General features: G+C 49.2%; 23 protein-coding genes. 4 read left to right on the top strand and 19 right to left on the bottom strand.

The features are described from left to right. Positions 1 to 25 precede the first annotated feature (25 nt). From O9H85_RS12760 to O9H85_RS12750, 3 genes are all read right to left on the bottom strand, one after another. The gene (locus O9H85_RS12760) at positions 26 to 736 is read right to left on the bottom strand and encodes an MBL fold metallo-hydrolase (protein ID WP_269881769.1); all 711 of its coding nucleotides are present in this window, start codon (positions 734 to 736) and stop codon (positions 26 to 28) included. Between the two features lie 192 nt (positions 737 to 928). Beyond that, a complete protein-coding gene (locus O9H85_RS12755) occupies positions 929 to 2,392 on the bottom strand; it encodes a sulfatase-like hydrolase/transferase (protein WP_269881768.1) in 1,464 nt (487 codons plus the stop codon). 514 nt (positions 2,393 to 2,906) lie between these two features. Continuing rightward, positions 2,907 to 4,205, bottom strand: coding sequence for an MFS transporter (locus O9H85_RS12750; RefSeq protein WP_269881767.1), 1,299 nt, complete (start codon positions 4,203 to 4,205; stop codon positions 2,907 to 2,909). 406 nt (positions 4,206 to 4,611) lie between these two features. Between O9H85_RS12750 and O9H85_RS37730 the strand changes: the two genes are divergently transcribed. Continuing rightward, a complete protein-coding gene (locus tag O9H85_RS37730) occupies positions 4,612 to 4,764 on the top strand; it encodes an ROK family protein (protein ID WP_409348140.1) in 153 nt (50 codons plus the stop codon). 111 nt (positions 4,765 to 4,875) lie between these two features. On the opposite strand, the gene O9H85_RS12745 is transcribed toward O9H85_RS37730, so the two are convergent. Next, positions 4,876 to 6,102, bottom strand: a complete 1,227-nt coding sequence (locus O9H85_RS12745; protein WP_269881766.1) for an ROK family transcriptional regulator — start codon at positions 6,100 to 6,102, stop codon at positions 4,876 to 4,878. A 600-nt stretch (positions 6,103 to 6,702) separates the two neighbouring features. Here O9H85_RS12745 and O9H85_RS37725 point away from each other — a divergent pair. The 3 genes from O9H85_RS37725 to O9H85_RS12735 all read left to right on the top strand — a co-directional run bounded on the left by O9H85_RS37725 (position 6,703) and on the right by O9H85_RS12735 (position 10,011). Beyond that, positions 6,703 to 6,921, top strand: a complete 219-nt coding sequence (locus O9H85_RS37725; RefSeq protein ID WP_409348137.1) for an MFS transporter — start codon at positions 6,703 to 6,705, stop codon at positions 6,919 to 6,921. Between the two features lie 144 nt (positions 6,922 to 7,065). Beyond that, positions 7,066 to 8,385, top strand: a complete 1,320-nt coding sequence (locus tag O9H85_RS12740) for a sulfatase family protein (protein WP_269881765.1) — start codon at positions 7,066 to 7,068, stop codon at positions 8,383 to 8,385. Positions 8,386 to 8,514: 129 nt separating this feature from the next. Next, on the top strand, positions 8,515 to 10,011 hold the full coding sequence (locus O9H85_RS12735; RefSeq protein ID WP_269881764.1) for a sulfatase family protein: 1,497 nt from the start codon (positions 8,515 to 8,517) through the stop codon (positions 10,009 to 10,011). Between the two features lie 320 nt (positions 10,012 to 10,331). On the opposite strand, the gene O9H85_RS12730 is transcribed toward O9H85_RS12735, so the two are convergent. The 15 genes from O9H85_RS12730 to O9H85_RS12665 all read right to left on the bottom strand — a co-directional run bounded on the left by O9H85_RS12730 (position 10,332) and on the right by O9H85_RS12665 (position 25,102). Further along, a complete protein-coding gene (locus O9H85_RS12730) occupies positions 10,332 to 10,811 on the bottom strand; it encodes an SgcJ/EcaC family oxidoreductase (RefSeq protein ID WP_269881763.1) in 480 nt (159 codons plus the stop codon). A 358-nt stretch (positions 10,812 to 11,169) separates the two neighbouring features. Continuing rightward, positions 11,170 to 11,997: a sugar phosphate isomerase/epimerase family protein gene (locus O9H85_RS12725; RefSeq protein ID WP_269881762.1), complete on the bottom strand. Its 828-nt coding sequence runs from the start codon at positions 11,995 to 11,997 to the stop codon at positions 11,170 to 11,172. A 71-nt stretch (positions 11,998 to 12,068) separates the two neighbouring features. Further along, complete coding sequence (locus O9H85_RS12720) at positions 12,069 to 13,373, bottom strand: ABC transporter substrate-binding protein (RefSeq protein ID WP_269881761.1); 1,305 nt, start codon at positions 13,371 to 13,373, stop codon at positions 12,069 to 12,071. A 114-nt stretch (positions 13,374 to 13,487) separates the two neighbouring features. Further along, positions 13,488 to 15,101, bottom strand: a complete 1,614-nt coding sequence (locus O9H85_RS12715; RefSeq protein ID WP_269881760.1) for a response regulator transcription factor — start codon at positions 15,099 to 15,101, stop codon at positions 13,488 to 13,490. Next, positions 15,079 to 16,833 (bottom strand): sensor histidine kinase, encoded by a 1,755-nt coding sequence (locus tag O9H85_RS12710; protein ID WP_269881759.1) that lies wholly within the window; start codon positions 16,831 to 16,833, stop codon positions 15,079 to 15,081. The genes O9H85_RS12715 and O9H85_RS12710 overlap by 23 nt, the downstream gene beginning before the upstream one ends. A 121-nt stretch (positions 16,834 to 16,954) precedes the next feature. Beyond that, positions 16,955 to 17,800, bottom strand: coding sequence for a carbohydrate ABC transporter permease (locus O9H85_RS12705; protein ID WP_269881758.1), 846 nt, complete (start codon positions 17,798 to 17,800; stop codon positions 16,955 to 16,957). Continuing rightward, complete coding sequence (locus O9H85_RS12700; RefSeq protein WP_269881757.1) at positions 17,800 to 18,759, bottom strand: carbohydrate ABC transporter permease; 960 nt, start codon at positions 18,757 to 18,759, stop codon at positions 17,800 to 17,802. Before O9H85_RS12700 ends, O9H85_RS12705 begins: the two co-directional genes overlap by 1 nt. 157 nt (positions 18,760 to 18,916) lie before the next feature. Next, positions 18,917 to 19,852 (bottom strand): hypothetical protein, encoded by a 936-nt coding sequence (locus tag O9H85_RS12695; protein ID WP_269881756.1) that lies wholly within the window; start codon positions 19,850 to 19,852, stop codon positions 18,917 to 18,919. 10 nt (positions 19,853 to 19,862) lie between these two features. Further along, positions 19,863 to 20,315, bottom strand: coding sequence for a RidA family protein (locus tag O9H85_RS12690; RefSeq protein WP_269881755.1), 453 nt, complete (start codon positions 20,313 to 20,315; stop codon positions 19,863 to 19,865). A 244-nt stretch (positions 20,316 to 20,559) separates the two neighbouring features. Then, positions 20,560 to 20,868, bottom strand: a complete 309-nt coding sequence (locus tag O9H85_RS38210) for a hypothetical protein (protein ID WP_457920779.1) — start codon at positions 20,866 to 20,868, stop codon at positions 20,560 to 20,562. A gap of 130 nt (positions 20,869 to 20,998) precedes the next feature. Then, a complete protein-coding gene (locus O9H85_RS38205) occupies positions 20,999 to 21,154 on the bottom strand; it encodes a hypothetical protein (protein WP_457920778.1) in 156 nt (51 codons plus the stop codon). 17 nt (positions 21,155 to 21,171) lie between these two features. Continuing rightward, the gene (locus tag O9H85_RS12680) at positions 21,172 to 22,203 is read right to left on the bottom strand and encodes a zinc-dependent alcohol dehydrogenase (RefSeq protein ID WP_269881754.1); all 1,032 of its coding nucleotides are present in this window, start codon (positions 22,201 to 22,203) and stop codon (positions 21,172 to 21,174) included. Positions 22,204 to 22,347: 144 nt separating this feature from the next. Further along, positions 22,348 to 23,214 (bottom strand): helix-turn-helix transcriptional regulator, encoded by an 867-nt coding sequence (locus tag O9H85_RS12675; RefSeq protein ID WP_269881752.1) that lies wholly within the window; start codon positions 23,212 to 23,214, stop codon positions 22,348 to 22,350. A 1,106-nt stretch (positions 23,215 to 24,320) separates the two neighbouring features. Then, a complete protein-coding gene (locus tag O9H85_RS12670) occupies positions 24,321 to 24,614 on the bottom strand; it encodes a Dabb family protein (protein ID WP_269881751.1) in 294 nt (97 codons plus the stop codon). 41 nt (positions 24,615 to 24,655) lie between these two features. Further along, complete coding sequence (locus tag O9H85_RS12665; RefSeq protein WP_269881750.1) at positions 24,656 to 25,102, bottom strand: MerR family transcriptional regulator; 447 nt, start codon at positions 25,100 to 25,102, stop codon at positions 24,656 to 24,658. Positions 25,103 to 25,105 lie beyond the last annotated feature (3 nt).

Below are 25,105 nucleotides of genomic sequence, written 5' to 3'. Positions count from 1 at the left end.
CGTTCAGCAAGCCCTACTTAGCTCTTCAATTCGTTATGGATGGGGTTCGAAGCTTCAGAAGGCCTGTTCTGTATCCGCGTCTCAGCAAAAGAACAGCATGACGTAAGCAGGGTTGAAAATGCCCGCCCAGAACAGCATCAGCATTTAGTTTGGATAATGTTTTCAACGATTTCAAGTACATTTCCGGGTCAAAATCCTCGGCAACGGAAATACCCAATCTAGGCTGCCCATCCGGCCCCTGCATTAAAGAGTCTCCCGTAAACAAAATGGTTTTGCCATCCAGTTTTAATTGATATGCCATAGATCCTGAAGAATGTCCTGGAAGATGAATGACATCAAAATTCAGTCCGGCTGCCCGGATATGATCGCCAGACTTCACTTTTAAGTCTACCCGGCAAGGTATGAAGTTTTGTTCATGTGAATAGCAAAGCGTTCGTTCGTCACCGCATTCAATTCCTTCAGCATCGCCGATGCCCGCAATTATTTTTGTACCTTTCTTGCTGAAAATATGCGCATTCCCGCTATGATCAAAGTGAGAGTGAGTGATAAGAAGATGACTTATCGGATAATCCGACAATCCCCATGCGGCCAAATTCTCCTCGATAATTGTTAATTCGGCTTGGTTCGTGCCCGTATCGATAATGACAACTGCATTGTCTCCAAGCACTGCGTATGCGTTTGGACTAACTCCATATGCTTGCCCGCTTAATTGAAAGATCCTGTTCATTATCTGCATAAAAATAACCTCCTTATAGTCATAGATTAATTCAACTGTAGAGAGGGCAGACGAATGATTGCACTCGAAGTGCCCTTTCCTTATCACCGAGGCTTTACTTTTGATTCGTACTATGCTATCGCTTTCTCTCGATATCTGCTACCGCCTTGGAAGTACTTCTTTAGCTCTGTGTTTAATAACAGGGTCATAAGTTTACCTTGCTTGGTTAAGCGTATAATCCTCATTCCAAAGATCCAACCGCCCCATCCCAACCTTGTTCCCCCAAAGCTTCATATACTTCAAATCGTCTAATTTCTTCTCTCTTTTTCTTAAGATTTCTTCAACGTTCCATTCCTTAAGCAATATACATAGCAGCTCTTCTTTAATATCCTGATGGGAAGTAGAACGGCTTAAATCATATTTTTCATCAGGATCGTCAACCACATTGAACAATTGTGGACTCGAGTACCCGTGATAATAAATAAGCTTATATTCTTTGTATCGAATCATCCTGGTGGGAGACTTACTCGGTATAATCAACTCGGAGAACACGGGTCTTTCCGTCCATATTTTCGATATCTCGTTTTTATGGATCAGTTGCAACAAATCCCGTCCGTCAAGATTAGGCAATTCCGATGATCCGCTTAAGCTGATGAGAGTCGGGGCTAAATCGACCAAGCTTGTAGGAACATCGATCTTCATCCCTTTTTTAATATTGAATAACCCGTTCTTTGAGACTGCAGGATACCAAATCATTGGAACCTTAACAGAAGCCTCGTAAAAACACCTTTTCCAAAATAAACCATGATCACCCGCCATATCTCCGTGATCGCTTACATAAATGATCAAAGTATCTTCTCCAAGAGCTTGAGAAGCCTTTAAAATCCTTCCGATATATTGATCCAGATGATTTACCAATCCTATATAATTAGCGCGTGCGTTCTTCATTTGCTGATCCGTAATCTTGTCTAACCCCGAACTTTTCAGTGTTTCTTCGATCCATGGATGCGGCTCCGGGTCAACCGGTATCGTCTTATCATGAAGCTCCATTGCTCGAACCGCACGTTCATATTGCTTGTGTGAACACGTATATGGGTTATGCGGGCCATACAAACCAATAGTCAGGAAAAAAGGACGACTGCCAGGTGAATGTGCCCGTTCCAGCAAAAATTGTTCTGATGCAGATGTTACCGTTTCATCATAATTCATGACAGGACTGTTTCCCGGTCCGGCCAATTTGATTGAGATGAAATCCGAATCCGTCGTCCCGGCTAGTGGACCATAATTGGTTTTAGGTCCTCCGGCATAGCTGGGAGTTATATCCCCAACCAGCCTTCTTTGGAAACCGTGCCGCTGATCGGGACCAACGAAATGCATTCTCCCGCATAGTATGGTTTCGTATCCACCCAAAGCCAATGCATGGGCAAATGTAGGCATATCCGAGGGCAGGCAATCTTCATTTCCGAATACTCCCGTATGATGCGGATGACGCCCAGTCATCATGGACATTCTAGATGGTACGCAGAGTGGAGAATTACAATAATGATTTGTAAAATGAATACCTTCTGCCGCCATTTTATCCAGATTAGGGGTTTCAACAACCTTTTTACCCGCACAACCCATAAAATCGCTACGATGTTGGTCCGAAACAATCAATATAATATTGTGTTTGTTCATTAGAAGTCCCACTCCATTAAGTAAGTCTTTTATCATCGGCAAGCCGGCCAAGTCCCAATAAGGTAGACATAACATCATGTCAGGCCTATCGTTTTGTCACATACCTGGAATGGAGAATATCAGGACCGGATATTAGGAACGGAATACACACCGAACCCTCATTTAAGAAATAGATTAATGAATTTGAAAACAGCCACAAGAGCTAAAATTATTATTCCAAACCAAAACCATTCCAAAAATTATAATGGAACTAATTACTATCCATTCAATTAAATATTTCATAGTTCTCTCCATTATTTCATTTATGGTGTGCCTTGACCTTTGGAGATAAAACAGTTTTTGATTGTACCATATCCATAAATCCACTACTGTTCAAATTACGAAGAAAAGGGCTGCTCTATATCAGCAGCCTTTATTAAGAGATTTCTCTTTCTGTTTCTAATAATCGAAGTTAATTTATGAATGGAAAGGCAAGCCCGTGATCCATTGTAAATATAAGCCATCCTATTCTTTATTACATTGTTTGCTCAATGCTCTCAAGCTTTTGGCCTTGATTTTTATTAAGGTTAGGAGCGATCCATAAAATTAGTATCATAAGTAATACAGGCAGCATTCCAAAAGCGATAGTTTTTTCAACGCCTATGTCAGCTATTCCAAGTGTAACTAGGTTGCCGCCAATTACACCGCCTACCCTACAGGATGTAAATTGGATTCCATTTGCTGTCCCTCTGATACGTGAAGGGAAAATCTCAGTTCCCCATACATAGGATAACGTTGGGATAAAAGTCCAATAGAATAAATTGAGAATAAAGTAGAATGCTCCCATTATGATCATCGAATGTGATGGAATTCCTACAAATGCCGTTAAAATATAGAAAGCTCCTGTAAGAAAGAGTCCTATCGTGCCTGTAACCTTCCGGTTTGTCTTATCAATTGCAATACTGCCGGCGTACATTCCAATAATAGCCCCAACTTGAATAATCATAGTTAATACGAATGACGCAGTAGTTGAACTTCCAACACCATATTTAAGGATATACGGCGTAGCTTTTTGAGAGAAAGGTGAAAGAACACAATGTAAGATTCCCCAAACATAAACGATAGCTAGTGGTACTAGAAATTTTGCTGTCAGTAGTTCTTTAAAACGTGTTTGAACCGGTGATATCTCCTGTAAATTTATCGTTACCCCGATTTTTTTGGCGGCGATTTCGGCCTCTTCTATTCTTCCGTTCTTAGCCAACCAAACAGGAGATTCCGGCAAACTCCGTCTTGCCAGGAAGATGATAGCTGAAGGGATTGCACCTGCAATAAATAGCCATCTCCATACATCTACACCAGCATCTTTGAAGATGAGCCCCAATGCCGATGCTGCGACAGTCCCCATTATTTGAAAAAACTGAGGAGTAAAAGCGATAAACCTACCACGTCGATTCGAAGGAGCTATTTCTCCTAAAAACGATGTAATTACCGGTATATCTGCTCCGATGGCCATTCCTAAAATAAATCTAGTAATATAGATTTCCAAGAAATTTTGTGAAAATCCGGATAATAAGGCGAAAAGTGTGAAAATAATAAGGTCAATACTGAATACAGCTCGACGACCATATTTATCAGCTAAATACCCTGAAATGAGAAGTCCAATGATTCCTCCTAAATCCGTTGCTGTAAGTAACAATCCGGATTGAGTAGTACTTAAATTAAACTGTGGTTTTAAAAATAGTATCGCAACGGCGACAATGGCTGTGTCATATCCCTGTAGAAGTTCTCCTGCGGCAATTAAATACCGTGCCGTTCTTAATTTCTTATCGTCCATTATATGCCCATCCTCCTACTGCTAGTTAAACATTAATTTTCTCGGATAATAAATTCTTCGCCATTATTTAAAGTTTGAAAATTACTAAAGCGGTTACAATCCCTTCAAAAATAAATTAAATCGTGAGATCACTTCCTTCAGGTCCCCCCTATTATTATCTTTTAACGACGTAAGGACTATATGACGCCCGCCGTTTTAGTTATTTGTGATAATTATATATGGTGAAAATAATCTGGTCAACCTCAATTCGCTAAACAATTTGAACTTCCCTTCATCTTTCGAGCAAGAAACTCTGATGATATAATTATTTATATTAACAAATTGTTTCTTTCACTAAAGAGACTAAAAAAATGACATCAACTAAAATGAACAATGAAGATGGAAAAGGTCTACCGGGGAGTTCACAATTCATCCGCTAGGATCGGACATAACAACAGTTACTGAGGATGGCCCAAAATGTAGTTGCGGGAATTATGGTTGTGTCGAAACTACAGCTTCTGATAGGGGTTGGCATATCACATCTCTTTTTCTATTCCACGAATTTTTCGTTGCTGCATAAGGGTTGCAAAGGTGATCTGGAAGTCGAAGTGCACCTTGAAGAGTAGGATTACCTCGACATTCCGGATGTTCTCGTTGACCCAGAACCTTTCGTTTGCGAAAGGTATCGGCTTCAACTAGTAAATAATGACGGTTGCAAAACTGTGGGGAGTTGAAAACACCTTTCAAGTATCAAGGTAGCCGCTCCAATCGGATAAAGATGTTCTTGAAGGTGAGATACAAGAATAGGTGTCTTCTTTGCTTTATCACTAAGAACGCGTCGATTGATAATCTCACGAATGGTAGGAATGATAATTTTTGCGGCATGAACGATACCACCACCGATGATGATTGCTTCCGGGTCTAGGGTATTAATTATATGTGATACACCCAAGCCAAGAAACCGGCCAGCAATTTTTAAAACATCGAGAGATAATGGATCCCCCAGATTCGCCCCTTGATAAATATGTTGAATACGCAGACCATGTTCCAGATGTCGATGCAAAATGCTGTCTTCTCCTATACGCAACCGCTTCACTGCCATAGAAACAATTGCAGTCTCGGATGCCATTGCTTCCAAGCATCCATAATTCCCGCATACGCATTTTGGGCCTTCTTCTGAAACGGTAACATGACCAACACGACCAGAAGCATTATTCATACCTCGATAGATTTTACCGTCTAAGAAAAAACTTGACCCAATTCCATAATTCACAAGCAATGTTACAAAATTCTCACTAGCTTTACCAAGGCCAAACCAGCTTTCGGCAAGTGCCGAGCACATGCAATCATTTTCCACGATGGTCATTAGTTTGGTTTTTTCCTGAATCTCTTTGGCGATAGAAACATCGCGCCAGCCTAAGTTAGGGGCAAGAATGGATACGCCTCGAACAGGATCGACAACTCCATGCATGGCAATTCCGATTCCAAGTATTTTATTGAACGGAACTCCACTTTTCATTATTAAATCCTCTACCCCACTACAAATTTGTTCCAATATGAACGTAACTTGATTATTATCAAATTCAAACTCGTGGCTTGCCAGAATGTTTGCGTGTAAATTGCATAAAATCATTTCAACTCGGCGCACACCTAACTCCACTCCGATAATGAATTTACCGTCAGGATTGATTTCAAGTGGAATGGGACGCCTTCCTCGCCCCCCCTTAATTGAATTTAATTCCCTTACCCACCCCTCTTGAATTAATTCTGTGACAATGTCTGAAACAGAAGGTCGAGCCAAATTCATTAGTTCGGAGATTTCCGAACGTGAGATTGGCTCTTTGTCCCGAATTGTTCGAAGTATGGAGGTTTTATTAAATTTTTTAACCAATTCAATATTCATTTTCGTAGTCATCATTTTTTTAACCCTTTCTCGTATTTCTACACAGTAATAAGTATATCGGGTCCAGTACATTGGAACCAGTAAATTCTCGTAACGGCAAAGCCGATAAGGCACTGCTCCTACTTGCATTAGCTTATGAATGAGTATGGTCGTCTTCTGTATTTTCGACAACACTAATTTAATTATTATAAATTACTATATAGCATCACTTTATTGATTTATATAATTATTTTAATTCATATGATAAAGTATTATCAACTTGACATTGCTTTAAATCCGTAATTTAATTATCCATAAGAACTAATTAGTTCTGACACCAGGATAAACGGCTACGCTGCCCTTGTCTAACAAGGTCCAGCGCGTTTACCAAGGTTGATGTGAAGCTATAAGCCCGCGAAAAACTTATAAATTCTTATCAACTTAAAAAGAATAATTGTCATTATTTCGTTTTGAAAACGAAATACCTATCTTAGTTAGTTCTTTAAATCACTGAGTTAAGATATGTTCATATGGAGGTCGATGCTCGAAACAATAATTTAAAATATGGCTGCTTAGAGAATATAATTGTGCAAAATTAGGCATAATTTGATAATTAATTGATTCGCTGCGTCGGCAATGGGACTGCTTTTCAAAGAAACGAGTGAGAATGCATGGAGATGGCTATTCAATTTAGGAGTTGTCCCATCCGCTATCATTTTTCTCGCAAGAAGCAGCCTGCCCGAATCTCCCGTTTGGCTAGCGATAGTTAGAAGAATGCAGGAGGCTGCAGAAGCCGGTAGCAAACTCGGAGCATACTTTCACCTTTTTCTCAAAAAGCTACGCCGTATATCCTAAGATATGGTGTCGGCAATTCGATTGCAGCGTCCTTCGAGTTAACCACATTTATTCAACTGGGCGCAATTCTTGGAATGTATTTAAGAACAAATCTGGATATTCAAAAAAAATCATAAATTGATAGATGATGGAGGATATATTGGCATGAATGTTATCTATTTACACACGCATGATACGGGACGATGGATAGAACCCTACGGTTACAACGTTCCTACGCCAAACCTCAGTAAGTTTGCGGAAGAAGGGACCATTTTCCGGAACGCTTATTGCGCAGGTCCGACCTGTTCCCCAAGCCGCAGTGCCTTACTGACTGGTATGGCTCCTCATTCAACGGGGATGCTTGGCCTTGCCCATAGAGGCTTTCAACTTAACGATTATAGTCAACATCTTGCACAGTTTTTAGGCCAAAACGGTTTGGAAACGGTTTTGTGCGGAATTCAACACGAGGCACCGTCTGCTAATATGATCGGTTATGACCGGATTTTGGATGAACAGGATTATAACATGGGAAGTTACAATACCGATTGGACCGAATGGGATATGAAACGCGCCAGAACGGTTGCCGATTTTCTTAGAAAGGAACATAAAAAACCTTTCTTTCTCTCGTTAGGATTGTTTAATACCCATCGCGAATTTCCTCAGATATCAGAAGAAATCAATCCAAACTATGTTGCTCCACCCTTCCCTCTTTACGACAATCACGACAATCGGGTGGAAATGGCACGATATATGTCATCTGCTAAAGTGGTTGATCAATGTTTTGGGATTGTCATGGAAGCGTTAAAAGAAACCGGTCTGGAAAACGACACTTTGGTCATTTTTACCACTGATCATGGCCTCGCCTTTCCATTTATGAAATGTAATTTGTTTGATACGGGGATTGGCGTTTCCTTGATTCTTAGATTCCCAGGGAATCAAAGAAAAGGAGAAGCCTTGGATACATTAGTCTCGCAAATTGACTTATTTCCCACAATTTGCGACATGCTTCGGATCGAAAGGCCTGAATGGCTGCAGGGTGAATCCCTTATGCCCATATTGCAAAAGGAAAAAGAAAAGGTTCATGATGAGATTTTTGCGGAGGTCACGTATCATGCGGCTTATGAACCAATGCGTTGTATCCGAACTGAACGTTATAAATTAATTCGGTTTTTCGATGACTGGGATAAACCGGTTCCCGCCAATATAGACGATAGCTTAAGCAAAACTTTTTTGGTACAAAACGGATATTTGTCTACATCAAAGGATAGGGAATTTTTATTTGATTTGTACCTGGATCCAATGGAAAGAACAAATTTAATTGGCAATAACGATTACCTGCCGATTTATCAGGAGCTTGCAAGCAGGCTTCGGCAGTGGATGGAGGAAACTGATGATCACCTTTTAAAAGGGAAGGTGGAAAAACCCGAGCGTGCAAGAATCAACAAACGAGATTGCCTCAGTCCTAGCATTAGTGATTATGAATAAGCTTTTTGTATTTTTCTTTCCTGCTGAAATCAGCGAGCATTTTCTTGTAAACCTGGTTTTACGTTGTTCCTATGAGAGGGTCGAAACAAATACTTTGTAAAACATAATGAAAGTAGGGTCGAATTACTGATGAATCGTCCTAATATTTTGTTCATCATGTGCGATCAACTTCGACACGATGCTATAGAATGCAATGGCAATGAATTTATCAAGACACCGAACCTGAATCGTATTGCTGAAAATGGAGTTAATTTCTCGAATATGTTTACACCGAATCCCATATGCGTACCTGCACGGGCCAGTTTAACAACGGGGTGTTATCCACATAAATGTACTGGGATCAAGAACAACGGCGGAACTATTCGAGAAGGTTTCCCTTTATTGGGTGAGGAATTGAATCAACGAGGGTATGAAACCTATGCTGTCGGGAAGCTTCATTACGAGCCTTATGCTCCACCGGGACAACAGCGAAATGTTCATGGGTTGAAGCATGTGGAATTGATGGAGTCCGGAAGAATCTTGAGCAAATATGATCCAAAAGGCAATTTACAAGGTCTGGAAGATTACCATGATTATTTATATACTGTCGGTTGGGGCGGGTATTCCCGTGGGAACGGGCTTGGCAATAATGATGTTTATGCTGCAGCGAGTGTTATCCCACAGGAGTATTATGTCGACACTTGGGTAGTAGATCGTTCACTTGAATATATTCAAAATCATATTTCTCAACAATCGGATCGGCCATTTTTCATGTGGACATCTTTTCCAAAGCCACACTCTGCGTTTGATCCGCCGCATCCCTATGATCAAATGTACGACCCGCGTGACATGCCAGAGCCAATTGGAAGTCTAGACGATTTAATTGAGCGTGGGTTAGATTTGAAAGTGGCCAGTCATTACAAAAATATGTGGGATTTGCTTTCACCTGAAGCCAAAAAAGTTATTAAGGCTTATTATTACGGTTTAATAACGCATCAGGATAAGCAGGTAGGTCGACTGCTCGATTTTCTCGAAGAGAAAGGTTTACGTGAAGATACGGTTGTCATCTATACTTCAGATCATGGTGAAATGCTGGGAGATTTCGGTCTTTATTTTAAGCAAATTTTTTATAACGGATCTGTTCGAGTGCCTTTGCTTATCTCCTACCCTAGAAAATTACCCAAGGGAAAGGTTTGTACTGAATTAGCAGGACTTCAAGATCTTCTGCCAACCATTCTTTCCTTTACCGGTGAAGTGCTTAATCAAGAAGTGGACGGGATAGATTTGACCTCTGCGATGCTTAAAGATGAACCCTTGCGCGATTTTTATATTTCCCAGTGCAATGATCATCCATATCAACAATACATGGTAGTGAATAAACATTGGAAATACATTTATAATCAACATGGTGGTGTAGAAGAACTTTATGATCAGGTGAACGATCCTTATGAGCTTCATAATCTAATTTCTAGTGAGAAGTCCTTCATCCAGGAACTCAAAAACACCATGAGAGATTATTTGATCAAATGGTGTTTGAATAACGAAGATACAATGATGATGGAACATAATGACTTGGTGGCAACAACAAGAGAAGCGAGTTTTAATATGCCGAATCGGCCGATGACTTTCGGAAGGCGTTACTATTAATAGTACTACTGTAAAGAAAACGCCCCATCTGCATATCTGAGAAGAAAATATTGCCGATTCACTGAACCTTTCTGCTTTTTGATTTATGGCCAGTTGTCAGTTTCAAGGTAGAAGTTGCTTTTTCTAAAGTAAGTGCCGCGGCACTTCGCTAAGAGATCCAACAGTAATATCCGTTCTTCAAAAAACGGATGTCCACATATCGTGTGTAACACTATATGAAAATACAAAAATACTTAAAGGATAGTTCATAAAAAGCGGCCGTCCGGAACATTCATCTTACGTTCCGGACGGCTGCTGCTTTCTTTTATTCATCAGTACCGTCAAAAAGCGGCCTCACTAAGCCGCTCCCTTAGCTCTTCCGTCATTTGCTCGACCAATTCAGGACGCCCGTGGAACTGGGCCGGGGTATTCTGAAACAGCTGGATCCTCCAACGTCCTTCGCCTTGTACAGCAACTACCGTATGTTGGGTATTGAGTTTAGGCTGCAGGTCGGATTGCCCGCGAGGCACCATCCCCGCTATCGCCCGCAGCATGACGACACCCGTACCCAGATGGCGCACATTCTTCACGATGCTCACGAACCGGGCGGTCGGATGATCCTCGAAGATCGGCTTGAGGTGCGAATAAATCTCCTCCCGTCCGATCGACTGGCTTCCGTCGAATCCGATGCTCTCGCCATCCTCCGTGAATTGATCAGCCATTGCCCTGGCATCCTGGTCATTCCACGCTTTGAGCAGACGCCGGTACAGAGCTTGGACTTCGTCCGAAACTTCATTCGAGACGGATGGATTCATGATCATGCCCTCCTTAGAAGATGTACTGCTTCCTTGTTTCGTTTCTTATGTACACTATACCATCTTTTATATAAAAAAAAGAAACCCGGCTTCGGTGCCAGGTTTCAAAGAGTGCCCTAGAAAGCGGCTGTTGACAAGAATAGAGAACAACGGAGGTGGGGTATCTATTGGAGGAGCGATAGCGTTCGCCTTTGTCTGCGGGAAATATCCGCTGCTAAGCGGCTTAGAATAAAAAATTTCCTGCAGACAACAGCGACCGGAAGTAGATACCCCACCCCTTCGTAACATCTATTACCTCCATTCACCACTTTCCGGGCAACCTGAGAAACCCGGCATCCTAGCCGGGTTTCACACGTCCAACGAATCAATTCCAAGCGATGTCCGCTTCCGCCAGCAGCTTCTTGAGCGCTTTTACGGCCACCACGAAGAGCTCGGGGCCGCTGAAGCCCTGAAACGTCTCAGCAGCGGACAGATGCGGCTCCAACGACAGGAAGCCGCCGTAGCCGAGGCGCCCGAGCTCGGCCACCACCTGATTCAGCTCGCCGTCGCCCTCGCCTGCGGGAACGACCTTGCCGCTCGCCATCAGCGCATCCTTGATGTGGAAGTAAGCGACGTAGTCCTTCACGAGCGGGTAAGCCTCCGACATGGGGCGCACGCCGCACTGTACGAAATTGGCCGGATCGAAGGCCGCCCGGACGTTCGGGGAATCGCACGCCTGCAGAATCTCCAGACAGCGTTCGCCGTTATCGCCGTAAATTTCCTTCTCGTTCTCATGCAGCAGGACGACGCCTTCCCGCTCCGCCAGCCGGGCCAACCGCTTCATGCGGCTGAGCGCCTCGCTGCGGTAGACGGAAGGCTCATCGCCCTCCGGCAGAAAGAACGAGAAGATCCGGATATAAGGCGCATTCAACGCCTTGGCCACATACACCGAACGGTGGAACCGCTCGATATGCGGCTCGAACGGGTCGGTAATCTTGATCTTCCCGATGGGCGAACCGATGGAGGATACCTTGAAGCCCCGCTCATCGAGTCTCGCCTTCACGCGGTCGATTTCCTCGTCGCTCAGCTCTAGCACGTTCTTCCCCCACACCCCGCGAAGCTCCAAATGCGAGATGCCCTCGGAAGCCAGCACATCCAGCTGCACCTCCAAATCCGGCGATATTTCATCAGCAAATCCTGTCAAAGTTACCATGCTTCATCTCCCTCTCTCCAGTAAAAAGACTGCCGGAATGGGCAAACGCTTCCGGCAGTCTCCGCTGCGGTTTATTGGTAATCCTTCGCCTTCTTCACGAGCTCGTCATAAGCCGCTTCCGGCGTAATCTTGCCGAACATGATTTTTTCGCCGATATCCTTGAAGTCTTTGGACGTGTAGTTGCTCCAGCCCTTCGCTCCCGGGTTGAACGGCTGAGCGTCCGGCGCCACGCTCTTGATCAGGTCGACCTGCAGCTTATCGGCGGCCGTCAGCTTCGGCGTCAAATAATCGAGAACCTTACTGGACACAGGGACGCCGCGGGTCGTCGTCAGAATGTCGGCGGCTTCCTGGTCGTTGATGAACCAGTCGATGAATTTCTTCGACTCTTCGATGTACTTGGAATCCGCGCTGACAGACCAGAACATCGAAGGCTTCAGCCAGCCGCTGGATTGGGTGCCTTTAGGCTGCGTTACGAGCGTGTAAGCGCCCGGCTTTACGCCGTCATAGCCCGGGAATAACGCGGCAAAGCTGCGTTTCATCAGCACCGTGCCGTTGTTCATCAGGTCCAGCTTCGCGTCGGACTCTTTGTCCGTCGTCGCGATGTCCGGCGGCGGAACGACCCCGTCCTTACGGAGCTCGGAGTACTTTTTCACAAAAGCCAGATACGTATCCTTGTCGATGTTGAACTTGCCGTCGACGGTGATCGGATAGCCTTTGCCTTGGCTGATTTGATAAGCCGAATACACCGTATAATCGCTGGTTGCGTCCATCAGGACATATTTGTCTTTCTCCAGCTTGGCCTTGGCGTCCTTGCCGAATTGGAAATACTGGTCCCAGGTCCAGCCGTTCGCGGGAGGCGTTACGCCCAGCTTGTCGACTGCGTTCTTGTTGAATACCATGCCGGTTGCGTTGTTGCCGAGCGGGATCGCGTAAAGCTTGTCCTTGTATTTGCCGGAGTCGACAAGCGATTTGTCCACATCGCCCGTATTAATGCCCTTGGATAGGTCGGCCAGCTGGTTGCGGCCCGCATATTCGGCCAACCAGGCCGGATCCATCTGAATAATATCCGGAGCGTTCTTCGCCGCCGCTTGCGTCGCCAGCTTGTCGGCATAGCCGTCGAATCCGGAAAATTCCGGCTCGAAGGTCACGTTCGGATGCTTCTTCGTATAGGCGTCGAGCGCCTTCAGGGTTGCGTCATGGCGGGCTTGCGAGCCCCACCATACGATGCGCAGCTTCACCGGCTTGTTGTCGGAGGCGCCTGCCGCAGCCCCACTCTTGGTATCGCTCGCTTTATTGTTTGAACCGCAGGCCGCCATGCTTACCGCCATCAATGCGGTCATGGACAGCATGCCCCACTGTTTCATCCGCTTGTTCATCGAGAAGATCCCCTTCCTGTATGCGTTTTCTTGTTCCTAGTCCTATTATATAAACAGGGGGATTCGAGAAAAATAAGAGGAATGAACACAAAATATGATACGATTGACCACAAACTATTTCCGGCCGAGCTCGCTCGGGTTCATTCCGTAATATTTCTTAAAGACCGAGCTGAAATACGGCACCGTCTTATAGCCTACCTTCTCCGCGATCTCATAAATCATATATTTGCCTTCGTTCAGCAGCGCCTTGGCCTTCTCCATGCGTACCCGGATCACATAGTTGGTGAATGTCTCGCCGGTCGCCTTCTTGAAAATCTGGTTCAAATAATTGCGGGACAAATACAGCTCCTTGGACAAATCCTCGAGATTGATCTCCTCCGCAAACCGGTCATGGGCGTATTGAATCATGAAGTCGACCGCTTCCTTATGCTTCGAGTTCTCGCTCCAGCCGCGGCTGGTGGCGATCACGCGGATTTTGTCCTGCAGCCAGCGGCGCAAATCTTCCGTTGATTGAACCGAAGCCAGCTCCTGCGCAAGCGACATGCCCGGGAACAGGTCGTCGAGCACGACCCCTGTGCTATATAACGAATAGGCGAGGATCGTCCACAGCTCCCGGCATAAATACTGCAAATAAGCCGGAGTGACCGTTCCCTGATCCCGCATCCGTTCCAGCTGCAGCACATAATCGTCGATAATGCGCTCCGTCGCTTCTTCCTTGGAATAGGCGATCGCTTCGGCCAGCTCCTGATAAAATTTAATCGGCCGGATCGAGAACGATTTCTCCGCCGACACGATTGGCCGGTCGCCATGCTCGAGCACGATCGTCTGCTGCAGCAGGTCCAGGAACGCCTCCTCGGTCGAATCGGAGATGTCGCGCCAGCTCGTCTTCACCCCGCCGAGCCCGATACGGACCAGCAGCTTGAGGTACTGGTGGATACATTCCGATATGCGCTTCGCTATGGCCTGAATCTGCAGCAGCGCTTCGTCCGCCGGCATGGACGGATCGATATGAAAAACGACAGCCGCATGATGGCTGTGCAGCTCGATGAAATCCGAGTCCGGCCAATCCTCCGCCAGCAGCTCGCGGATAATGTTCGCCAGGGCGAAGCGGAATAGGCTCCAATCCGTCAGCGTCAGGTTGGAGATCCGGTCGGTGCTCATCAGCTCCAGCCCCATGACGAGATGGTTCCGCTCGGTGTAGCGGGATTGCTCCGCTATGGCGATGCTTTCCCCGGACAAGTCGCAGTCCAGCGTACCGGTAACGACCGACTTCAGCCATTCCTTCTGAACGAACGGCTCGTACATCATCAGTCTGCGCCGGATTTCCTCCTGCTCCAGCTTTCTCAGCTCCTTGGCCTCCAGCTCCTGAATAACGCGGCCGAGTACGGTGCCGAGCTCCTCCATCGTCACCGGCTTCGACAAATAATCGCTCACCTGCAGACGCAGCGCCTGGCGCGCATATTGAAAATCCGAATAGCCGCTCAGGATGACCACTTCTCCGGGAAACTGTTCCGCCCGCAGCCGCTCGATCATCTCCAGCCCGTTCATCACCGGCATGTAAATATCCGTGATCACGATGTCCGGGGCCGTTTCGCGAATCTTCTCCAAGCCTTCCAGCCCGTCCATCGCTTCGCCGACCCACTCGGCTTCAAGCGCTTCCCACGGAATCGATTTCTTCATCCCGTCAAGTACCTGGAAATCGTCGTCAATAATCAGGATTTTCCACATGGAACCGTCCCTCCGCTTCTTCCTTATTCGCGATCCTCGGCAGCACGATCGTCACCTGCGTACCACCGCTCTCCAGCTTCATCATCGACACGCCGTAGGGATCGCCGAAATAGGCGGCAATCCGTTCCTTGACGTTGCGGATGCCGTAGCCTCCCGTCTTCCTCCGCTTCTGGCGGTCCCAGTCCGGCTGGATGCCTACGCCGTTATCCGTTATGGTTATCACGATCTCCCCGTCCACCGCCTTTGCCTCGATCCGGATCTCCCCGGACCTTCTGCCGTGGAAGCCGTGGATAAACGCATTCTCCACGAACGGCTGCAGCGTCAGCCTGGGGATATAAAGATATTTCAGCTCTTCATCCATGTGGATGCTGTACGTTAAACGGTCGCCCCACCGGATCTTCTGAATTTGCAAATAATATTCCACATGCGTCATTTCATCCGGAACCAGGATGATCGTCTCGCCGTTGGAAAGACCGATACGGAACATTTTGCCGACAAGCGACAGCATCTTGCTAATCTTCTCCTGACCGGATTCGATGGCTAGCCAGTTCAATTGATCCAGCGTATTGTACAAAAAGTGCGGATTGATCATCGCCTGCAGCGCCAAAATCTCCGCTTCCTTCTGCCGCTTGTGCTGGGCCTGCAGCGACAGCAGCAGCTCCCGGATTCGCTCCATTTGCCTGCGGTAGCCCTGAAACAGATGACCGAATTCGTTCTTGTAATCGGTCGGCAGGCTCGGTATGGCGTCCTCGGCCGGTACGCGTTTCATAATGGAAAGCAGCTGGCGGATCGGCTTCGTAAACTGCCTGGACAAGAACAGCGTAAAGAACGAAGCGATAAAAATTGCCGACAGGCCGGTCGCGATCAAAATATACGCCAGCCGGACGCTCCCGAGGATAATGCTCTTCCACGGCGTCACTTCAATGAGCCAATCGGAGTGGGCCTTGCTCCAGACAAGCAAAGATTCCTCGCCGTTCGAGGCCCGCATGCGGATATAATCGGACTTGCCTTCGTAGCTCCGGATCCGCTCCATTTCCGAGGGATCGAGCGCAGGATTGCCGATCGAAGCGAGCGTCCGGCCTCCGGCGTCCAGCAGCATCCGGCTGCGCCCGTTCGTTCCGCCTTGTATAAGATTTTCAATCTCGGCTGTTTTGACATTGAGCAACAGCACGCCATAATATTTACCTGAATTGTTGTACAGCTTTCGGGCAAAGCTGATATAGCGATGCTTGCCGTTCACCGTCTGCACCTGGTGATCACCGATCCAGGTGAAATCATTGTTTTGCAGCGCGGGATACCAGCTCTCGTCCTTCACCTTCGCGAAGTCGTTAAACAATACCGGGCCTTGGGGGTCAATCTCGACGGGATTTTCCATATAATAATAAATCGAATGCACCATGGTCGTGCTGTATGTGATATTGGCCAGTAAATTCCGCAATTCTTCTTTCTTGCGCAGCCGCTCATAGGGATCCATCACTTGGGAGTCGAACCCGATCGACGGTATGTTCCTCGAAGCCGCAAGCGACATCTGCTCGATCGAATTCAGTTGAATATCCAGCTGCTTGTTAAGCTCGTTCAGCAAATCCTGCTGGTAGTATGATGTATTGTTCGCCAGCTCCCGGGAGGTGATGCTGTAGCTGATCCAGGTGAACACCAGAAGCAAGGCGGCAATAAATGCGGCGAAGCTGCCGAAAAAAAGCCGGTCGATCCGGACCCTCTTGAACACGCTCATTCGCTTCTTTCCCCTCCTTCCGGGCTGTCATCTTGATAAAAGGCAAAAAAAGCTGCCTGGAGCAGCTTTTTAAATTTCTATCGTTTAATCTCCATCTTGTTAATCCCTTACGAGATTCATTTTATCCCTTCACTGCGCCTGAAGCAATGCCATCCACAAAATGGCGCTGCGCCATAAAGAAGATGATCAGGGACGGCACCACGGAGACGAGCGCCATCGCGAGCAGCTGTCCCCACGGAAGGGCGGATTGGCTGTCGACGAACATTTTCAGCGCAAGGCCTACCGTATACTTGTCGACCGAGTTGATATACAGCAGGTGACCGAAGAAATCGTCCCAGTTCCACAGGAAGCAGTAAATGGCAACCGTTACAAGCGCAGGCTTCGTCAGCGGCAAAATGATGCGCCAGTAGATGCCGAACCAGCTGCAGCCGTCCATTTTGGCCGATTCGTCGAGCTCCTTCGGCAGCTGCCGGATGAACTGGATGAGCAGGAAGATAAAGAACGGTCCGCCAATGCCTCCGGCCAGCAGATGCGGCACATAGAAAGGAAGGTAAGTGTTGACCCAGCCGAAGGCATTGAACATAATGTATTGCGGCACGAGTGTTACCTGGCTCGGAAGCATCAGCGTGACCATCAGAATCGAGAACCAGAAGTTTTTCAGCGGAAAGTCAAGTCTCGCAAATCCGAAAGCCACAAGGCTGCACGAGAGCACGGATGTGACCAGCACGCCGAGGATCAGCTCGAACGTATTGACGTAGAAATGGGTGAACGAATATTTCGGCAGCGCCACCCAGCCTTCGCTGAAGTTGCTCCATAGCCAGTGGGACGGGAACAAATTCGGGGAGCTCATTTCGTCGTTCGACTTGAATGCGGCTCCGACCCACCACAGGATGGGATAGACCATAATCAGACTGAATACGCTTAGGAACAGATGGGTTCCGAAAGATCGGCGCGCAGCTTGGCTCATTATTTTCTTCTCCCTTCGGTCTCATAGAATACCCAGTAGCGGGAAGAGGCAAAGATCAATGCCGTAGCGATAGCGATGATGACAAGCAGAATCCAGGCCAGCGCAGACGCATATCCCATGTCGTAACGGGAGAAAGCGCGATCGTACAAGTAAAGCGCATACATGTAAGTCGAGTTGACCGGACCGCCCTTGGTAATAATGAACGCCTGGGTGAACATCTGGAACGAGCCGATTGTCTGCAGCACCAGATTGAAGAGCAGCACCGGCGAAAGCATCGGCAGGGTGATGCTGAAGAACTGCCGAACCTTGGAAGCGCCGTCCACCGAGGAGGCTTCGTACAGGTCCGCCGGAATTTGCTTAAGACCAGCCAAGAAAATAACCATGGAGGATCCGAACTGCCAGGCGACCAGAATGATCAGCGTGACGAGCGCGGTTCCCGGACTGCTGATCCAGCTCACGCCCTGAATGCCGAACAGGCTGAGGAACTTATTGATGAAGCCGTCGATGCCGAAAATATTTTTCCACAGCACCGCAACGGCAATACTGCTGCCTATCAGGGAAGGCAGGTAGATGAGCGTCCGGTAAACGGACATGCCTTTGATCTTTTTGTTCAGCAGCATCGCGACCATCAGCGCGCTGAACAGCTTGATCGGCACGGACAGCACCACGAACAGCAGCGTCACCTTGAGCGACTGGCGAAACATTTCGTCATCGATGAAGATGCGGTTATAGTTTCGCAGACCGACCCATTCCGGGGTATCGAGCAGGGTGAATTTGGTGAAGGAATAATGCACTGATTGAATCATCGGCCACAGGGTCAAAAGCAGAAACCCAAGCAGCCAAGGGGAGATAAACAAATACCCGGCGATCGGCGATTCCCAGCGTCCTCTCAGCGAGAAGCGGGAAGTCCGCTTGCGGGTTTGATTGTGAGAAAGCGCTGTAACAGGTTGCGTATTCATCGTTGGCCCACCTCATTTTCGCAAAATTACTTTGTAACGTTAAGTATACGGGAAGGGGCCGGGCACTAAAATAAGAGGAATGAACACGAATTGTTGCAGATTTGAACACTGGCTTTGTCACAAATAAAAGGCTTACTCCGGGCGCCCTGGCGCGCCTTCACGGAATAAGCCTTTCCAAGCCGATGGCACTGATCATCATTCGTTCTTTCTTATTGCCGAGCATCCGCTGGGACCAGTCGACGAACCCTCCGTCGCCGATCTGAAGCGTCTCGCCGCCAATCGTAACGCGAATCGTAAACTGCAAGCCCTGATAATACGCGTTGCCGGCTTGCTCCGTGTTATGGACGATGCCGATCTCCGGAGCTTGCTCTCTTAACCATTCGAAGATCCGCCGAACGAACCCGTCGCTGTCCGGATAACCGCCTCTCCGGTTCAGGATTACGGTGATGCTCTCGTTAAACAGCTTCGAGAATACGGCTTGATACAGCTGAAGCTGCTCCAGAAGAGCTTGCTTCTCAAAAGCATAAGAGCCCGTGTCTCTTCCGGAGACGACCATGCAGAAGAGATGGAAGTGAGGGACGAGGCCCGGTTTGGCAAAGCGTTGCGCCCTTACGTGCCTGTGCGTAGTGGAGAATCGGACGGGACTCACCCGGTTGTCCAGCTTCCCCTGACGGATGGAATGGCAAATATGAAGCGCGAGCGCATTGGTGGCATCCGCTACGACCTCCGTTCCCCTCGTGGCGGAAATAATCTTGTTCTGATCCGCGGAAGCTACCGCGGAACAGGAGCCGAGCGGAGCGACGGGCGATAGTTGAACGGGAATGTAGGCATGGCGCTCCGCAAGCTCCAGCAAAGCGATCTCAAGCCGCTTCAGCTCCAGAGGATTCACATCTGCCGGAAGCACGAACCGGTTGGACGCGTACCGCTTAAGCAGCTCGCCGGCGGAGGTTTGCGCAGCCTTTCTCCTGAACACTTCCAAAAGCAAGCTATTTAAATCCGACAAGGACAGACTGCCGCTTAACCGCTCCAGTATAGGATCCAGCCCTAATTTCTGGACGATCGTTCGGCTTTCTTCCGGCTTCCGAGGCTCCATTCGCGTTCACCTACGTTTCGATTTCAAAAATGGAATCGACAATGACCGGCAGATTGTCTCTTAAGGAGACCGCCCCCAGCACCGACCTCGCATGCGAGCCTTGCTCCCCGAACGCCTCCAGCATCAAGTCGGAGCAGCCGTTCAGCACAAGGTGATGCTCCTCGAATTCAGGGGTGGCGTTGATGAAGCCCTGAAGCTTGACGACCCGCTTCACCCGGTCCAGCGATCCGATCGCCGCCTTCACGACGGCGAGCACTTCGATCCCCGCCAACCTGGCGAAGCGGATCCCGTCCTCCGTCGTAAATTCCCGGCCCAGCTTTCCCTTCGGGCTGCCCGAGGGGCCTTTCCCTGAGACGAACAGCAGGCCGTTCAGTTGCACGCAGTTGGCGTATTTCGCCGCCGGTTCGCCGGCTTCCGGCAATTCGATTCCTAACGCTTGCAGACGCTCCTCCACTGTACTCATCCGCGGCACCTCACTTTGGATAAATTATGATCCATCATAAGGCCCGTTTCCTGTTATTGTCAATCCCCGGGAGCGCCCCCAATGTCCCTTTCTGCGCCGTATGCCAGGATAAACGGCTACGCCGTCCTTGTCTTACAAGGACCAGCGCGTTTACCAAGGTTGTTGCGAAGCTATAAGTTACGAATACTTACAAATTTTTATCAACCAAAAAAAACCCTGACGACGGCGCGCCAGAGCTTTAACTTCAATAAATGCGGTGCTTCCAGCCCATCAGCTTGGCTACCGCTTCCACATAATAATAATCGCCGTAAATGACGGATACGCCTAAGTCCCGTCCCGCCGGTTTGTGTCCGGTAGCCTCGAGCAGAATCCCTTCGTATTCCGGCCGGTCCAGCGTGCTGTAGCGCTCCGTGAGCGACTCAAGCATGCGTTCGGCGGCCAAGCGATACAGGTCCCCCTCTCCCAGATGAAGCTGCGCGGCAATCTCCAGAAGTCCCGAGGCGGCGATGCTCGAAGCCGAGGAATCCCGGGGCTCGCCTTCTCTTGACGTCATGATGGAACCGGTTCTCCTTCAGAAAACAGGACTCGATGCGTTCATCCCAGTCCCATGCCCTTTCGCGGTATTCCTCCTTGCCCGTCATGTCGTACATGATCCACAGCATCCCCGGCCAGAAGCCGGAGGTTCACCAATCCCACCGCGCATCGTCATATACCCCGGAGACGGACACGTGCGGGCATTTGTCCCCCATCTGCTCCATCATCCGTTCGAGCTTCGCTTCAATGCGGCCCCAACACATCTTCACCTGCTCCTCCCGCAGCGCTGCCGGCAGCAACGTCATGGCGCTCTCCCCTCTCTTCACTCGCGCTCGCAATCGATCATGACATGGATCGTATCGCCTTTATGCTCGTTGCGCAGCTTGAACGCCTCCGCCACATCCTTCAGCTTGACGATATGGGTGATCATTTCCTCCGTATTGACCAGTCCGTCCTGCACCAGCTGCAGACCTTTGTCAAAGTACGTCCGGTTGTCGATATCGCGCTTCGGCTCGGTGGAGAAAATATCAAGCCGCTTCTTATGCACCTTGAAGAAATCGACCGGCTTATGGCATGTCCCGATGCAGCCGTACATGACGATGCGGCCGTTCTGCGCGGCGGCGTTAATCGCATCCACCATGCCGTCTCCCTCCAGGAGACACGGAATCACGACGTCGAACCCGTTCGGAAAATCGCTGCCGACGATGTCCATCGTGCTCGCCCCCTCCGACGGCATCCGGTACGTATGCGTCGCGCCGTATTTGCGCGCCAGCTCCAGCTTCTCGTCGAACAGATCGGTCACGACGAGATTGCGCGGACTGTACAGGCTGACCACCTGCGTCAACACGAGACCGCTGACGCCTTGGCCCATGATCAGCACATTCTTATTCGGCGCGATATCGGCAATTTCTGCCGCGTGGATCACGCCCGGCAGCACCTCGATCAGCGAGCCCTCGATCAGCGGCAGCTCCTTCGGCAGCTTCTTGACCGAGAACGGCCCGCAGCAAACGTACTCTGCGAAGGCTCCCCATACATATCTCAGCGCAACCGGGTCCCCGACCTGAAGCCCCGTTACGTTCCTGCCCACTTTATCGATCACGCCGGCGACCTCGTGGCCTAGCCGGGTGGGATAGCTGATAAACTCCGGCTCGCGAGCCCCGCGGAACACCTCCACATCGCTGCCGCAAATGCCGACCCATTTCACCTTCACGCGAACCTCGCCGTCCTGCGGCTCCGGAATGAGCGCCCGCTTCAGTGTAATCTGGCCTATCTCTTCGACAACCGCGCACAGCTGGGTGCCTTCCCCGTCCTGCTCGGTAAGCTCCATAGGGGGCACCGACATTTTTCTGACCATGAGATCCGCTCCTGTTCCATGTTGGATTTGCTTATCCCACATTATATCGGAGGTCCCCAGGCCGGAGTAGATATAAAGTTCAGTTGTTTTTCACCATTATTCACTTGTGCGGACGGCAAAAAGCCCTCCGCCCGGGACGGAAGGCTACCACCGCAGAATTCTCCACTCGTTGGAGAAGTCCTGCTCCAATATAATGTCCATGCCGATCGCATTGAGCAAGGAGTCCCGGTAGCGGGAAGGCGTCATGCCCGTGCGTTTCTTGAGAATTTTGGAGAAATAAGGCAGCGTCCAGCCGACCTTCTCCGCCACCTCCGTAATGGGGATCGACGTAAACTCCAGGTATTCCTTGGCTTTCTCGAGCCGGATTTCCTGCAGGAACTGAATCGGGGTCATCCCTGTCTTATCGTTGAACAGCTTGATTAAATAGTTCGGATTGAAGCCAAAATGCTTGGATAATTGCTCCAGCGTGATTTTATCGGCGAAATTCGCCTTCAGGTACTGGACGATCGGTTCATTGTCTTCCGCAGGCTGGAATGAGGCATACGATTCCGTATCCGCCGAATGCCGGTTCAGCAGCAGCGATACGAGCGTCCCCTTAAAGCCTGCTTCGATCCGCAGCGGATGAAAGCAGTCGCTGCTTCGGGTGTGCAGAAGCGACGCCTTGTACCACATCTTCATCTCCCACAGCTCCATCCCGGAGCAGGGGCAGTGGGGCGGGATGTCCCTAAACGCTTCGGTCAGCAGCGGATCGAGCAGCTTGAATTTGTAATCCAGCGTGATGGTCGGGCTGGTGAAGCTGAAGCTGTGAGGCACATCCTTCAGGAACAAAAAAGCCGAGCCTGCCTTGGTGTCATATTCGTGCCCGCCGATGGCGATGCGCCCTCCGCCCGAGAGGACAAGCAGCAGCTGATCGTAATCCTCATGGCTGTGCGTTTCCACCCGGCTGCCCTTGGCATAATCGATGCGGGCCGTCCATAGCAGCTTCAGCTGGGAATCCCTGAGTCGATTCATAAGCATCTCCTTGTCACCTTGTGCGCGTTTTGGTATTGGGTTGGGGCCAGTCTCCATTTTACCATAAGCCGCAGGCAACCGGACATGAAAAACTCCGACCGGCGTTCTTTCGAAGAGCTCAAGCTTTCCGCAGCGTCAAAAAAAATTCAGTTAGTTGAAAAACTCTACGACTGCCCTAAAAGGGCCGGTTGCCAAACTTTAGCGAATCCAGATTCATATCTGAGGAGTGCCGGCCGCCAAGTGAGAGGCTGTAGTGATCCTTCGAACCCGTGAGGAACCCGCAGGCTCACTAGTAGCGCCCGGTGGTTCACTAGCGGAGTGTCGACCGCGCGCTGCCGGTTGATAGTGAACCTCCGGGTACATCGAGCGAACCTAGGCTCACTAGTAGCACCCAATGGTTCACTAGCGGAGTGTCGACCGCGCGCTGCCGGGTCGTAGTGAACCTCCGGGTACATCGAGCGAACCTAGGCTCACTAGTAGGGCCCGGTGGTTTACTACCGCTCACAATATGGCCGACGCCATGCCCCTAATGAACCTAGGTTCTTTACAAAGGAACCGAGGTTCATTAGCGGAGTGTCGACCGTACGCTGCGAGTGATAGTGAACCTACGGGTACATCAAGCGAACCCAGGGTCACCAGTAGCCCCCGGTGGTTCACTACCGCTCGCAATATGGCCGACACCATGCCCCAAGTGGAGGGGCTGTCCCAAAAGTCAATTCATGATTTTTTAGCCCCCACTCAAGGTTGGATTTCATGTGCAAAAAAGGACCTTCATCTCCACTTTACCAGTGGTTTTGAAGGTCCTTTTGCGTAATATTTAGGACTTGCTCACTCGTGCAAACACTTTTGAGACAGCCCCTTAAGAGTGCCCTAGAAAGTGGTTTTTGACAAGAATAGTGATACATACGAAGGTGGGGTATCTACTGGAGGAGCGATAGCGTTCGCCTTTGTCTGCGGGAAATACCCGCTGCTAAGCGGCTTCGAATAAAAATTTCTGCAGACAACAGCGACTGGAAGTAGATACCCCACCCCCTCGTAACATCTATTACTTCAATTCACCACTTTCTGGGCAAGCTCAAGCCGACTGAGGAGCCGGCTTCCTCGCGTTAAATTTCGATATCGACGATCAGACTGTCTTCTCTGCCGACTTCACGGATGAAGGCCGCCACCGCTTGATGCTGCGGGTTCGGGCCGTATGCTTCCAGCGCGGCGCGGTCCTCGAACCGGACGGACAGCACCACTTGGTAGCCTTTATTTTTCTCCGAGAAATTGAGCCCCGCCTGAAGATCTACGACGCCGGTCAGATGGCTTCTCAGCGCTTTGAAACGGTCGACGACTTCCTGGAGCTGCTCCTGCGTAGTGGCTTCGCCGAATTTTACGAGTACGATGTGATCGATCATGTCCAGTTCTCCTTTATGCGTGCAAGTCAGCTCCAACTATATCACGTTTGCTCCGCCAAACCAACAGCCTGGCGGGAGGCGCTGCGGTCCCCGTGCTCCACCAGCATCCGGAGGTAGTAGGCCTGCTTCTCTTCGGCGACCTTCCGGATTTCCTCCAGCTGCATCATTTGCTTCCGGAGCTCCTCCAGATGCCGGTCCAGCAGCTCCGTTCGTTTGGCCAGCACGCCAGGAATATCGAAGTCCGGCTCATGGTCGGAGAGCAGACAGCCGTCCTCCGCGAATGCGGCGATGTCCTCCAGCTTCATCCCGGTCTGCTTCAAGCCGTGAATAAACCGGATAAACCGCAAGTCCTGCTCGTCGTAGCTGCGGACGCCGCGGGGGCTGCCGTTCTGACGCTGCGGATTCGGAAGAAGGCCGATCTGCTCGTAATACCGGAGCGTAAAAGCGGTAATTCCCGTCATTCGGGCGACTTGACCGATCGAATACATGCT

The sequence above is a fragment of the Paenibacillus gyeongsangnamensis genome, from assembly GCF_027533625.1.
Taxonomy (GTDB): Bacteria; Bacillota; Bacilli; order Paenibacillales; family NBRC-103111; genus Paenibacillus_G; species Paenibacillus_G gyeongsangnamensis.
Note: the sequence above shows the minus strand (reverse complement) of the source record. Positions and strands in the feature narration are given on the sequence as shown.